General features: G+C 60.7%; 14 protein-coding genes. 6 read left to right on the top strand and 8 right to left on the bottom strand.

The window, feature by feature from the left end:
• Nucleotides 1-631 precede the first annotated feature (631 nt).
• From mobF to CDI09_RS16535, 4 genes are read right to left on the bottom strand one after another with little or no spacing between them, the layout of a single operon-like run.
• The gene (gene mobF, locus CDI09_RS16550; RefSeq protein WP_078524624.1) at nucleotides 632-3,850 is read right to left on the bottom strand and encodes a MobF family relaxase; all 3,219 of its coding nucleotides are present in this window, start codon (nucleotides 3,848-3,850) and stop codon (nucleotides 632-634) included.
• On the bottom strand, nucleotides 3,850-4,146 hold the full coding sequence (locus tag CDI09_RS16545; protein ID WP_026018817.1) for a hypothetical protein: 297 nt from the start codon (nucleotides 4,144-4,146) through the stop codon (nucleotides 3,850-3,852). Before CDI09_RS16545 ends, mobF begins: the two co-directional genes overlap by 1 nt.
• 51 nt (nucleotides 4,147-4,197) lie before the next feature.
• Nucleotides 4,198-4,491: an HU family DNA-binding protein gene (locus CDI09_RS16540; protein WP_019086977.1), complete on the bottom strand. Its 294-nt coding sequence runs from the start codon at nucleotides 4,489-4,491 to the stop codon at nucleotides 4,198-4,200.
• 59 nt (nucleotides 4,492-4,550) lie between these two features.
• Nucleotides 4,551-5,303, bottom strand: coding sequence for a BRO-N domain-containing protein (locus CDI09_RS16535; RefSeq protein ID WP_026018818.1), 753 nt, complete (start codon nucleotides 5,301-5,303; stop codon nucleotides 4,551-4,553).
• Between the two features lie 54 nt (nucleotides 5,304-5,357).
• On the opposite strand from CDI09_RS16535, the gene CDI09_RS16530 reads away from it, so the two are divergent.
• The 6 genes from CDI09_RS16530 to CDI09_RS16505 all read left to right on the top strand — a co-directional run bounded on the left by CDI09_RS16530 (nucleotide 5,358) and on the right by CDI09_RS16505 (nucleotide 8,941).
• Nucleotides 5,358-5,540: a hypothetical protein gene (locus CDI09_RS16530; protein ID WP_078524625.1), complete on the top strand. Its 183-nt coding sequence runs from the start codon at nucleotides 5,358-5,360 to the stop codon at nucleotides 5,538-5,540.
• 153 nt (nucleotides 5,541-5,693) lie between these two features.
• Nucleotides 5,694-6,269, top strand: a complete 576-nt coding sequence (locus CDI09_RS16525; protein ID WP_078524626.1) for a hypothetical protein — start codon at nucleotides 5,694-5,696, stop codon at nucleotides 6,267-6,269.
• Between the two features lie 3 nt (nucleotides 6,270-6,272).
• Complete coding sequence (locus CDI09_RS16520) at nucleotides 6,273-7,103, top strand: hypothetical protein (protein WP_078524627.1); 831 nt, start codon at nucleotides 6,273-6,275, stop codon at nucleotides 7,101-7,103.
• Nucleotides 7,103-7,597 carry a hypothetical protein gene (locus CDI09_RS16515; RefSeq protein WP_078524628.1) on the top strand — a complete coding sequence of 165 codons (495 nt, stop codon included), beginning with the start codon at nucleotides 7,103-7,105 and terminating at the stop codon, nucleotides 7,595-7,597. The genes CDI09_RS16520 and CDI09_RS16515 overlap by 1 nt, the downstream gene beginning before the upstream one ends.
• Before the next feature lie 110 nt (nucleotides 7,598-7,707).
• Nucleotides 7,708-8,520 (top strand): hypothetical protein, encoded by an 813-nt coding sequence (locus CDI09_RS16510; protein ID WP_078524629.1) that lies wholly within the window; start codon nucleotides 7,708-7,710, stop codon nucleotides 8,518-8,520.
• Between the two features lie 13 nt (nucleotides 8,521-8,533).
• Nucleotides 8,534-8,941 (top strand): hypothetical protein, encoded by a 408-nt coding sequence (locus tag CDI09_RS16505; protein ID WP_078524630.1) that lies wholly within the window; start codon nucleotides 8,534-8,536, stop codon nucleotides 8,939-8,941.
• A 352-nt stretch (nucleotides 8,942-9,293) separates the two neighbouring features.
• On the opposite strand, the gene CDI09_RS16500 is transcribed toward CDI09_RS16505, so the two are convergent.
• The 4 genes from CDI09_RS16500 to CDI09_RS16485 all read right to left on the bottom strand — a co-directional run.
• A complete protein-coding gene (locus CDI09_RS16500) occupies nucleotides 9,294-9,596 on the bottom strand; it encodes a hypothetical protein (protein ID WP_078524631.1) in 303 nt (100 codons plus the stop codon).
• Between the two features lie 70 nt (nucleotides 9,597-9,666).
• A complete protein-coding gene (locus CDI09_RS16495; protein ID WP_078524632.1) occupies nucleotides 9,667-10,347 on the bottom strand; it encodes a hypothetical protein in 681 nt (226 codons plus the stop codon).
• Nucleotides 10,348-10,868: 521 nt separating this feature from the next.
• Nucleotides 10,869-11,303 (bottom strand): cupin domain-containing protein, encoded by a 435-nt coding sequence (locus CDI09_RS16490; protein ID WP_078524633.1) that lies wholly within the window; start codon nucleotides 11,301-11,303, stop codon nucleotides 10,869-10,871.
• Between the two features lie 77 nt (nucleotides 11,304-11,380).
• The coding region (locus tag CDI09_RS16485; protein WP_249034053.1) for a zinc-binding dehydrogenase at nucleotides 11,381-12,022 on the bottom strand (642 nt) is incomplete at its 5' end.

Raw genomic sequence — 12,022 nt, 5'->3', positions numbered from 1 at the left:
CCTTCCATCAGGCGGTCCAGGAGGTCTTTATCAATGCTCATGCGGGGGCTCCTCTTCGAGCAATTTATCACCACACCGCACAAAATTCAGGATAGTCCCCAGAACAGGTATGCTCTTGAGCAGATATCCAATAGGATCCTGTGCCTGCTCATCTGTATTTTATCTGACCGTCAACACTTCTTGCTTTCTACAGCAATCCTGTTACCCGTTTCCCGCCCAGCATCAAGACGCCATATCTGCGATACGAAATCATCTGGAGCTGGTGTCAGCAGAACACTCAGACACAGCTTCCTCCTCGGCCCGGGAAGGTCTTAAGGCGTGAACATGCCCGGAAGCTCCGGTCGCGCCAATAATGCGCAGCAGACTTTCAGGGATCGGTTCACGCACAACATCATTGAACCGGGCACGCAATTCGTTCTTCAACTAACAGTCGAACGGATCAGGATCTCCCCGGAAAGACACATCATCCATCATTGGCCTGCTATCTGCTGCTCCCCGCCTGCCTAACGATACCCAGCCGACTTCGTTGCGCAAATGACCAAAGCGTGCGTCAGATCTGAGATGTTGTCGCGGTATGGCACACGGTCGGCAGGATCCAAATCCAGGTGAGAACAGCAGAAAGCCGGACGCTCTAGCTGGCGGCGCCTGGCGACGCATATGGCACATGGGGACGCCTGCCCTGCACCTGAGCGGCCCGTTGGCTCCGAAGCATCTGCTCTGCACCCGTCATGACCGCTGGTGCGTTCCTGATCATGACCTGCAACCTGGCGTTGATCTCGGCCAGACGCGCCTTATGCAAGCGCTCGGCCTGCCGCGCCTGGGTCTCCAGAATAATCTCCCTGCCATATGGGCGACCTGACTTCATCAGTGTCTCCTGCGTGCGCCCAAGCGCGATCAGTTCCCGGATCCTCGCATCCCGGGCCTTGCGGGTTCGGGCAACCAGATCCGTGCCCAATGATTTATATGGTTTATGCGCCATTTTCTTTGCCACATGATTCCACAGATCGTCACTGGTGATGGGCGTCGTATCCCCGAGCGCCCTCTGGTTCCGGACCGCCTCAAAGGTCGCGGCATCCGAGATCATGGTCCATGTGGTTCCACGCGCCCGGCTTTCTGCAACGTATGAGGTAAATCCCGTCGCCAGTTCAACGCCTCGCGGCAGGGCATTGATGTGCTCGTCTGAAGTAAGCCCCTGTGCGGCATCAATCGTCATGGCATGTCCGAACCCCAGCAGTACCCGACCAGTCTTCACATCACGAAACCGCCGCCATTCAACATCAGCAACAAGCCCGTCCTTCGTGCGGACGCGAAGCCCCGCATCACCATGGGCCAGAACCTCCACCACATCGCCGTTATTTCCGACTGTGGCGCCCTTTCCATCCACGCTGCCCCACGTCCGACGATACAGCCGAAGCCGGTCGCCCGTAGCGATCGCAAGATCATAGGTCTCGCCACGCTGATCAATGGCCTGCACGGTAATTTCATGTGTCGAGATCTCGCCGCGCTCCTGCAGGATCCTGCGGACTGCGCGACTCAGATCGGCAGCATCCTGATTGGTCAGCGCCGACATGCTGATCGTCTTGGCCCGGCCTCGCTGCGGGCCGGCCCCCTCGGCTACCAGGGCATCGCGACGCGTCACATACAGCCGGGCAATATCCTGCAGGACTTCCTCATGGTCGCCGCCGACCAGACGGATCGTTCCATCCGCCCGTTTCATATCGATCGCATCCCGGACTTCCTTCAGATGGAACCTGTTACGGACATCGTCATCATTTTCCTCGTCCGTATGCGCGTTTGCCGCAGCCCCCTTGAACTCGTGGGCTTCCAGATCGCTCTCTTCCGGCTCTGCGCCACGAAACAGATCAGCAATCTGGCGATTTCTTGCAGATACCTGCCGGACACTGGACAGAAGCTCAGGCATATCTTCCGGATCCAGAACCCGGCGCAGCATCTCGATGGAGTCCCCTGCCTCGATATTCTGCGCCTGCTCGTGGTCACCCAGCGCCTTGACCGTGCAACCAGTATCACGCTGCACCTGTAACAGGCGAAGCATCTGGCGCGGGCCGACCTGACCGACCTCGTCAATCACCAGCACCGTATTCTGGTCCACATCAACGTCACCCCGCTCCAGCCGCGCCAGAAAAGGCAGCATCGCGCTCGTGTCAAAGATGCCGGCCTCACGTAATGCGTCCGCCTGGCGCCAGGCATTGGCAATCCCGATAACCCTGCGACCATTCGTGTCATAACGCGTATCATGTTTCCACGCATCAACCAGCGGAGACAGCAGCGCCGTCTTTCCGGAGCCCGCGACACCGGTGAGCATGGAGAGCGCGCCGCCCCGGCCAAGAGCGTAGATAGCGGCCTTCTGGGTCTTTCCATGATCGCTTGCAAAGTCGAGGGATGATCGTCCGATCGCTTCCGTGATCTGGCGGTCCGACAGCGCCCCGCTTCGGTCTCCTGACGCACGAGCTGCCTGAATCGCGAGGTCCTCCTCGATGGCGATCTGCGCGGAATTCGTCACCCTCAGCCTGTCGCCGCGCATCTCCTGAATCAGCGAGACCCGTTCCCCGCTGAGTTCAAGACCACGCTGTTCAATAAGGGCCACGACATGATCAATGTCCTTCACCCCGCCCTCGATGCCGGTGCCGATCAGGCCCCGGGCCGCATACGTTCGAAGCTTGTCGTGATCGATCACGGCGGCTGTTTCAAACTCCCCTGCGAGATGGCGCGCAGCGAAACGGTAGGCAATATCGTATCGTTGTTCCCGGGTGCCCACAGGCGCTACTGGCGTGCCAAGCAGGCTTTTTTGCTCCCAGCCAAGACGCCTGGCCTGTTCTCGCCATATCTCATGGTCGCTCGTGCCTTTGTCCTTGTCGAGCCGGGCTGCCAGGCCGGCCATGGACAGGATGCGACGCTTGCGTTCGATCGGCATATGCGCCCAGTCCGCTCCTTCCGCCGCGGCGTAATCCTTGGCCGCCCTGATGACGTTCCGTCGTCCCTTGCTGAAGAAATCCGATATATTCTGCGGCACGGCCGAGATGACCGTCGCCTGTTCATTCGCATCGTATTGCTGGGCGATGCCGATCCGGCGCAGTTCATCAGCGAGCTGTGCCTGGAAATATGCTCCAAATTCGTGCACGCGCGATCGCAGCCGCTTCGTGTCGAGTGAACCCACATGCCCCTCTTCCGTAACCACGACATTGAACAGGGCATTATGGATATGGGCATGGGGATCGCCGCCTGCTGGCGTATCGATCAGATAGGTCTGGCCTGTCGCCGCGTCACGCGCCTCGACCGTCGGGCGCGCGGTATCATGCCGGAATGACACCCAGGCGACCTCGCCCGGGTTGGCACCGTCTTCGCCCCCATGACCGCGCCGCGCGAAACCGATTTCCCGCGCGACATAGAGCATGGTGGCGTCGTTTGCCCGATCAATGGCATGCCAGATGGCTGCCCTCTCGGCCTCGGTCGGCGCAAACTCGGCCGCAAGCGTCACCGATTTGTGCGGCGCCAGGGTCAGATCATAGGCACTGATCTTGCGGGCATTCTTTGACCAGTCCTCGCCATCATCAGCCCGCTTTGCCTCGAACAGGCGATTTAGCTGCCCGTTTTTCGGCGGTATAGTGGGATCGATCCCGAGAACCGCCGCGATCTCCGGCTTCATGTCCGGCCGCCACGAGGCGCGGCCATCGCGCCCAGTATAATAACTGGTCAGTCGGGCACCGTCCGCATCAGAAACCTTTCCTGGCTGGGTTCGGAAATCATGTTCCGGATCCGATAGCTCTTGGGTGAAATAGGCGGTGATCAAGCGACCGGTGCTCTCAGCCGAAATTTTCCGGAACGTCATCATCAGACGCCAGTTCCGTCCTTTTCCTCGGGCGATGAGGTGCGGGGCGTCCGGCCCTCCTGAATGTCGAGGATCCTGCCAGTCGTAAGATCGATGCGCCTGAGAAGAGGGCTCTGCGCGGCGATCAGTGTTACCAGTCGGCCAAGGATTTCATCAAGTGTCGGACCATCAGATTCTTTCGGGGAGAGAATTTCAATGATCAGAGACAGCTTGTCTTCGATCATTCGAAGCCGTTCCCGGATGTCGTCGTCCTGGCCTGCTGTTATGTCAGGTCTCCTGGCCGTCTCGCTCATCGTCATCACCTCCCATGTCAGAACCACGGGAAGCGTGACGCGGAATCATGCGACCGTTCAGGCCTTCTTTTGATCAGCTCCGGCGAGCGCGTCCTTGACGGCCTTGGCCGGCGCGAAAACCAGCTTGCGCGAGGCTGGTATCTGCATCTCGGCACCGGTCGCCGGGTTGCGACCCGTGCGGGCGGCGGTGTGCCGGACGGTGAACTTGCCAAAGCCGGGCAGCGATACCTCGTCGCCGACCTCTGCAGCCTGAACGATAGAGGCTATGACGGTCTCAAGAGCGGTCTTCGCATCGGCCTTCGTGCCACCCGTGGCTTCGGCAATACGGTCAATCAGATCGGTACTTTTCATCAGCGCTGTCTCTTTCAGTTAAGGGAACACGGAGAGATCGAATCACAACCGTAGCGGATTTATGATTTCTCTCGGGCGGGCAGGATGACGCTGCGGGACAGGTCCACCCCGATGCGAATGGCGTCATCAAGCTGGCGACCGATACCACTCTGCAGGACGGGGGAGCAATACATCGCCCCGTCGATTTTGCGGCATATGCTCCAGACCGACCCGATCAGGTTCATGGCGTGAACCAGCCCTTCCACGTCGTGACGATCCAGGTCGCGGATGAATTGGTGAGGATCAACCTCCTCAATGTATGGCTCCTGTCCCGGCATCACAAAAACCATGTGAGGACCAGGCCGCGAAAGGCGCCTGAGAAGATCCATCTGGGTACTGGTGATCGTGAGTTGCACGGCACTTCCGGGGCCTCCACCGGGGATATAGGCGCCAGTTCGACTGATCTGTGGCATCACCTCTCCGGTAATCCAGCGCCGAACCCGTTTGGCAATAGGCTTTCGAGAAATGAACGTCAGGTGATTGGCTCCGCTTTCACTGACGAAGAGCTGTTCCTGCATCCCTCCTGCGGTCACCACGCTGATGCGGCAATATTCATCATCATCGAGCCGTCTGACTGTCGCAGAAGGATTGCTGAGGCCCAATATGCAGCAAATCTCCCGGGCCGAGATCCATCGCCTTCCGGTGACTTCCCGAACTGATATCCGGGTATCTTCGAACGTTAGATAGTCTCGTTCGCTCTTATGCAGAATAGGTTGAACCGGATCACTGACCGGCTTCCTGGCTCGCGGCCTCCTGATGGTGGTGTCTGGCATATCATGTCTCCCCTTTTCCTGAGAAGATTGTGCGCGGGAAGCATGCGACCTCTCATGGAAAACGTGCTCAGCGGCATCCGCGTCATCCGCAAGGGTCTAAGCATTGCTTATACCCTTTCCCGCTTGCCCACTCCTGGCGGCGTAGCCGCCCGCACCAACGGTGCAATGGTGTATGAGGACCCGCTATTTATGGGTAGGCGCAATGTCGGCCTCGGGTATATCGATGGGTCGTCGTAAGGGTAGTTGTTGGGTCGTGAAACAGTCGTTCCGTCCGTGCGTCAAGGGTAGGTATATGGGTCGCTCATGAGTATGCGCGCGCAGATCACATGTGAGAATCTGCATGCTGACGAATCTGCGACCCAGGTATGATGATGCAGGAGGGGATGAATCATGACAGGCAGGTTCGGCAAGGAACGGCTGAAATCGCTCATCGAGAACCATAGCGCCCGAGACAGTGCGACACCTCTCTATCGGTGGCTGCTCACCAACTGCGAAGACATAAGCGCACTGCGATCAAAAGGGGATTCCTGGGCTCCCTATGTTGCGGCAGCCCGAGAAGATGGCCTTGACCTTCCGGACGAAAAGGAAGCGATGAAGCGTATGGAGCGCTATTGGCGCCGTATGGCCGGCACCCGCCGCATGCACCCGGAAGCTGAACAGGTTCCACAATCTCCTGACACTGAAAGCACCATGCAACCCAGCCGCTTCCCTCACGGCTGGACGCCCGCTTTTGCGGATGACGGTCGCGTGAGCCGCGCGCCCGATGGAACTGGCGTTCCCGCACAAATAGTACCCGCCGAAAAAAACGCACAGGTCGCATCATTGCCCGCGACAGTGCCGGGGTGCTCGGGCAGCGAGACAACCGGGGAGAAGAACTTTCCCATTGGTCGCGCCCGGGCCGAGGCCATCAAGCGGGACCTTCTTGCGCGGCTGAAGCGAAAGGAGCCCGGTTTTCATCGGGAGTAAGGCATGGCATCCGCCACGATCACAGACGCCGCAGAACCAACGGTGCTGGTGACACGCCCAACCCTGCTCGTAGCCATCGGGCGCCAGCGGGTGGGAAAGACGACATTCCTCAAATCACTGGCCGAGATCACGGCCCAGCAGGGAGGCAGACCGGAGATCTGGAACACGGATTCCATGAACCGCTCGCATACGCTTTCATCGCTTGGTCCGCAGGTTCTGGAAGCGGACAGCACGTCCCCGACCGGGCAGGCTGCCTGGCTCGAAGGGCAGATCGAGAAGCTGGTTGAATCCCGCCATGATGCGATTCTCGACATCGGGGGAGGATGGACTGCGATGCACGAACTGATCCGCTCATCTCCCCTTGTCGCGGCGCTGGACGAGCTTGGGGTCTCGCTTGTGACGATCTTCATGATCGGTATGGAGAATGCGGACATCGACTATCTGCAGGACCTTCAGGAGCAGCATGGCTTCCTGCCACGCCGCACGGCGATTGTCATAAATGAAGGCCTGCTTCCCGTCGGTATCGACACACCTCAGGCGGTAAGCCAGATCCTCGAAAACGAAGCGGTGCTCAACGCTCTGGACCGAGGCGCCGCGCACGGTGTGTTCCCCGCGATCAACGGGCTGAAGAAAATCGCGGATCGTGGGCAGTCGTTCATGGATTTTGCTGCGAACAAGCCGGTTCCCGGACAGCCGAAAAGCTCGGTCTTCGACAGGCTGCGGGTCAATCGCTGGCTCAAACGGGACGTACCCCTCTTTCTGCGCGACCTCGGAGCGGACTATCTGCCCCGGATGCCGAAGGGACTGCCCGACGTGGTTATGGAGAATGTCTGATGGCAGCCCAGGGCGACATCGAGGCGGCAGACCGTGAATTCGCGATCCGAATGGAGAACCTGCGCCGGGTCGCCGCCCAGTGGGTCGAACGTCCGATCGCGCCCGAAGTCGAAGTCCTTTCGGCGCTGGTCGCAGCGATAGACCAGATCGGCACCCTCTGCATTGAAGCCAGGCGCGCCTCCATCCGCTCCGTTGCCGAGAGCAGGCTGGTGGCCGAACAGCAGCGCGAAACCCTGGCGCAGGACACGATCGCCATCCGCAGCCACCTCAGGGACGGCATTGAAGCGGTGCACACGCTGCGCACCATCAACGAAAAACTGGTCGAGAAGAAACTCCTCGCGATCACCGCGGATATGACGAAAGGATTAAGGGGTGCCATCGAGAGCCAGGCCACGGCCATGACCAGACGGTACAACCTGCAGACGGCCTTTCGGATCCTGGGCTACAGTTCCATCGTCCTGATAGCGGGATTTGCGCTCGGACGGATGCCCTGAGCCTGTCCACAACGGACATGCTCAGGGCCGGAACCGAAACGCCGTACGAAGTACTGACACAGGTCGCATGATGCTGGCCGATCCTGTCCGCCTCGCAACAGGAGGCCAAGGTGATCCGGCTCCCCTTTCCATGCCGCCGCACGACGCAAGCGACCGTGGTCCTCGTAACGTGCAGCCTCGTCGCGCCGCCGATCGGGCACGCACAGACAGTAAACGTGCCGGGCGGGCTCCCGACACATGTCAACGCAACCTATCAGGAACCGGGGCTCGGTGGCTGGACCCCGGACACAACGGGCACAGCCCAGGCCACCAGCGGAAGCGGCGCCGTCACCCAGACAGCGACAGCAGGCACGTCCGACAGCGATGCGCTCGAGACCCTATACCAGCAGTCATGGGGCTATGCGGCAGCCCAGAACGCCGAGGCACTGGGCGTCAATCCGTCAGCGCTCGCCGCGACCTGCGTGGTGGAATCCGGCTGCCAGAACCTCTACACGGCCGGAAACGGCAGTACGATCACAGGCGCGTTCCAGATGAGCAACGGGACCTACAGCCAGACCCTTGGAGAGGCACTGGCCGCAGCCCCCTCGCTAGCCTCATCCATCACCAGCGGCACGGCGGGCCAGCAGGATCCGGCGACACAGGCGGTGGCTGCAGCGCAGTATCTCAAGGATGCCGCGACCAGTCTGCAGCACAGCGGCATCAGTAACCCGACAGCCCTTGATGCCCGGGCCTATTATAACTTTGGCCCGAGCGCTGGTGCTGAAATCGCGACGGCCGACGACAGCAGCCTCATGTCGTCCTACATATCGAGCACGGCGATGTCGGGGAACAATATCAGTTCAACCACCACGGTCGGCCAATGGCGCGCGGCGGTCGCAGCAAAAATGGGCAGTGCTGCGTCCAGTTCGATCCTGACCGGCTGACAAGGAGTCCAGCATGAGGTTTTCCTGCCGGGCCGCGATCCTTGCGGCCCTCACCTGCAGCATCAGCCACCCGGCCTTCGCGCTGCACAGAACCCCGGTCCGTGCGCTCGACGGGTACAGATGCATGGCCCTTGATGCGCCGGAACGGGTCATGATGGATTTCAGGCATCCGATCCCGCTGCAGAGCGAACCACGGGACGGTGCCCCGAGCATTGCTCCTGCGCTGGCAGTACTCCCCATCGCCACGGACGCACCGCCTACGAACGGCTACGTCCGGAGCATGACCCTCGCATTGCGTCCCGGCTGGGTCTCCACAAGGTGGCTGAAACCCTACGACGCGGTCCATCCCGGCATGACCTGCACGCCCTATGTCATGAATGACGGCAAGCTTGGCTTCGTGTTCGGCAGGGCGACACAGTAGGTTTGTCATCTCCACAGTCCGGCATGCTGCATGGCCTACATTGTTTTCCCCGGGAGCGGATCAGGGAAGGCCGCTGCCCGCCGGGAGGACCGCGAGGTGCCCGGGTCAAGCCTGAGGGCATGCCCCTGAGGTGGACCGGGTTGCCCGGAGCGCGGGGCACCGCCCTGCGATCCGGGCGGCCCTGTTCACTGAAAGGGGCGTGTCCTCACCGCGCGAAGCGCGGCGCGCAGCGGGCTTGAGGCGGGCGCCTCGCGGCGGCATGCTGGTTTCAGGGCATTTTTTTGCAAGCACGATGGCGACCCCGGACACCAGAAGCAGGAACCCGGTTTCCGGGCTCCTGCGGCATAGTCTCTCAAGGCGTCGGATCGTCAGGCCACCAGGGGTCGGGGGCATCCGCGATCTCGCGCGCTTTCGCTTCGGCTGCGGCGATGGCTGCGGCCCTTGCGGCCCTGGTCGCCTCCCGCCATGCGTCGATGCCGTGGTCGGCAATAAAGTCATGGGCGCCGTCATCTTCAGGGTGTGGCATTTCCGGGCCGTGATAAAAAGGATTGCGATGCCAGACGTCCCGGTCCGTCAGGACCCATGCGTGGTGGGGCGCAGCACGCGAAAGTTCAAGGGCTTCGTCGCGGTCTGCCATGGATTCATATTCGCTCATGCGGGTCGATCCTTGCAGAAAGGTACCTTGCCGTGGGTGGCCGGACCCGCCGTGGGTCCGGCCGGGTCGGTCAGAAGCCGAGGGCGTCCATCTCGGCGGCTGCGGCCCGCTGGTCGATGGTGCGGGCGTTGCTGGCCGTGTAGGGCTTCCACGGGGTGCCGATCATGTCCTCATAGGCGGCAAGGGCCCCGCGGGCGGACGCGACCAGAGCGGCGGCCTTGATCCCCTGCTCGGCTGCGAAGCGGCGGGCATTGGCCGCCCTGTTTTCCAGCCCGTCGACGCCCATCCGGTCCTCTTCGCGATACTCGTTGAACTGTGAGGACAGTTCGCGGGCCTGCGCGCGCTTGGCGTCATAGAACTGGGCGGCTCCGAAGGCGGACGCGACAGCGGCACCCGCCATGCGCTGGAGGTGCATTTCCAGCCCCTTGTCGTTCTGCTCGCCGTTCCATGTGGTCACGACCAGCACAGGCGAGAGGCTGCGGGCGATGACGGTGAAAGCCTGCCGGGTCGTTTCCGCGAGGGCGTCGGCGTCGAAGTCCTCAAGGCCGAAATGGGAAACGATCTTGGTGATCTGGTCGGGAACGGGGATCAGGGCTTCGGCGGCCTCGATGGTGATGACAGGCGCACGCCGGGCCGCTTCCTCGAAGCGGCGGGCAGCGGGGGCCTTCTGGCCTGCTTTTGCCTTGCTGGCGGCTTTCTTCTCTTGCGCGGAAGCGAGGGCGGCGGTCATTGTGTTGGTAGCGTTGGACATGAAACTTGACCTTTCTGTCTGGCGTCAGCCCTGTCCGGTGTGTCACCACCGGGCGGGGCGTCTGTGGCGGGTACCATTTCCCTCTCCACAAATAAAGAATAGTACAGACAGAATATAAATACAATAAAAAAGACAATATATCAGAAGTAAACATTATTTTACTACTGTTTTATTACCTTTATTTCCTTATGCCCATTTTATTAATCGCAGTATTATCAGGAATCTCATAATTATTCATCCTGAAGAACCCCAGGGCGAGCGGTCGAACCGTTGCGCGAAAGCGTGGAGACCCCGCAGGGGGCTCCAGTGAGGTTAGCGGCGCAGCCGCTTAGCGAACCAGAGTGAGAGAACCCCGAAGGGGCCGCCCCTGATTTCCTTTTTTCCTGTTGAACAGAGATGTTTCCCGGACCAGGTCTTTCGGGAAAGGAAACCGTCTCCAGATGCCCTGGGCTTACGCCGCGTTTTGCGGGCATGCGCTGCAGGGACACAGATCCAGTTCATCTGTGACCCGCGACATGACTTCAGATACTCTTGATGAAACCGGAAGGCGTGCCTTTGGCAGGATCGACAAACACCACGTCATCCGGTGCCCGGCGCGGTGTGTCGATGGCAAGAAAAGTGACAGGATCACGCAGGATACGCGGTACCGCATGCACCGCACGCCGCGGAAAGACCAGCAGGTGCCCCGGGACAAACGGTGCTTCCTCAGCCGGATCATCAATCCAGAATGTCCCTTCTCCCGAAAGCACATGGAGGACTTCATCACACTGGGTATGATAATGCGGCGGCACGTCCCGATAGATCCGGAACACCCTGATACTGGCTTCCGGCCTGTCGGTCAGATAGGTATCCAGCAGCATCGTATCCGCGGTCTGCGGGAACGCTGCGGCAATCCTGTTGAGATCGAACCGTCCACCGGTACGGTTCAGGGTCATCAGGTGCTCTTCATCAGTCATGAGGCCTGTTCTCCGCCCATGTTCCACACCCTGTCTCGACGAGCGCTTTTGCGGATTCAGTCATGGTCTTCTCCATTTCAGCCAGGAAAACCTTCGAGCACGATCTTGCCCTTTGCCTGGCCGCTCTCGATCAGGGCATGAGCCTGCCGCAGGTTCGCCGCCGTGATCAGGCCGAGGTTCCTGCCAAGCGTGGTGCGGATACGCCCGTCATCCACGAGGCGTGAGACGTCGTTGAGAATCTTGCCCTGCCTGCCCATATCGGCCGTACCGAACAGCGGGCGGGTGAACATCAGCTCCCAGTGCAGCGACAGGCTTTTCTTCTTCAGCGGCAGGGCGTCGAGCGCGGCCGGGTCGTCAATCAGGCCGAAATGCCCCTGGGGCGCGATCAGCGCGACAATCTCTGGCATATGCCGATCCGTCTGCGTCGTGGAAAAGACGAAGCCGGGTGCACCGGTCGGAAGGGCCGCGACCTGCGCGGCAAGAGGCCTGCTGTGATCCACCACATGATGGGCCCCGAGGGATTTTACCCAGTCGCGCGTTTCTGGCCGGGAGGCGGTGGCGATGACCGTGACATCGGTCAGGACCCGGGCCAGCTGGATGGCGATGGAGCTGACGCCGCCGAGACTGTGTAGAATTTTGTGCGGTGGCACTTTTTCAGGCCATTGGGAAACGATCATCGAACATGATGGCGAGCTGGCATCTGACAGCATACCATTCGC

The sequence above is a fragment of the Komagataeibacter nataicola genome (assembly GCF_003207795.1).
GTDB classification, from domain to species: Bacteria; Pseudomonadota; Alphaproteobacteria; order Acetobacterales; family Acetobacteraceae; genus Komagataeibacter; species Komagataeibacter nataicola.
Note: the sequence above shows the minus strand (reverse complement) of the source record. Positions and strands in the feature narration are given on the sequence as shown.

Excerpts from the sequence above, each read along its gene's own strand:
- CDI09_RS16545 (WP_026018817.1), bottom strand. The coding sequence starts at position 4,146 with ATGACGATGAGCGAGACGGCCAGGAGACCTGACATAACAGCAGGCCAG.
- CDI09_RS16490 (WP_078524633.1), bottom strand. The coding sequence starts at position 11,303 with ATGACTGATGAAGAGCACCTGATGACCCTGAACCGTACCGGTGGACGG.
- CDI09_RS16500 (WP_078524631.1), bottom strand. The coding sequence starts at position 9,596 with ATGAGCGAATATGAATCCATGGCAGACCGCGACGAAGCCCTTGAACTT.
- CDI09_RS16535 (WP_026018818.1), bottom strand. The coding sequence starts at position 5,303 with ATGCCAGACACCACCATCAGGAGGCCGCGAGCCAGGAAGCCGGTCAGT.
- mobF (WP_078524624.1), bottom strand. The coding sequence starts at position 3,850 with ATGATGACGTTCCGGAAAATTTCGGCTGAGAGCACCGGTCGCTTGATC.
- CDI09_RS16505 (WP_078524630.1), top strand. The coding sequence starts at position 8,534 with ATGAGGTTTTCCTGCCGGGCCGCGATCCTTGCGGCCCTCACCTGCAGC.
- CDI09_RS16495 (WP_078524632.1), bottom strand. The coding sequence starts at position 10,347 with ATGTCCAACGCTACCAACACAATGACCGCCGCCCTCGCTTCCGCGCAA.
- CDI09_RS16525 (WP_078524626.1), top strand. The coding sequence starts at position 5,694 with ATGACAGGCAGGTTCGGCAAGGAACGGCTGAAATCGCTCATCGAGAAC.
- CDI09_RS16540 (WP_019086977.1), bottom strand. The coding sequence starts at position 4,491 with ATGAAAAGTACCGATCTGATTGACCGTATTGCCGAAGCCACGGGTGGC.
- CDI09_RS16515 (WP_078524628.1), top strand. The coding sequence starts at position 7,103 with ATGGCAGCCCAGGGCGACATCGAGGCGGCAGACCGTGAATTCGCGATC.
- CDI09_RS16520 (WP_078524627.1), top strand. The coding sequence starts at position 6,273 with ATGGCATCCGCCACGATCACAGACGCCGCAGAACCAACGGTGCTGGTG.
- CDI09_RS16530 (WP_078524625.1), top strand. The coding sequence starts at position 5,358 with ATGGAAAACGTGCTCAGCGGCATCCGCGTCATCCGCAAGGGTCTAAGC.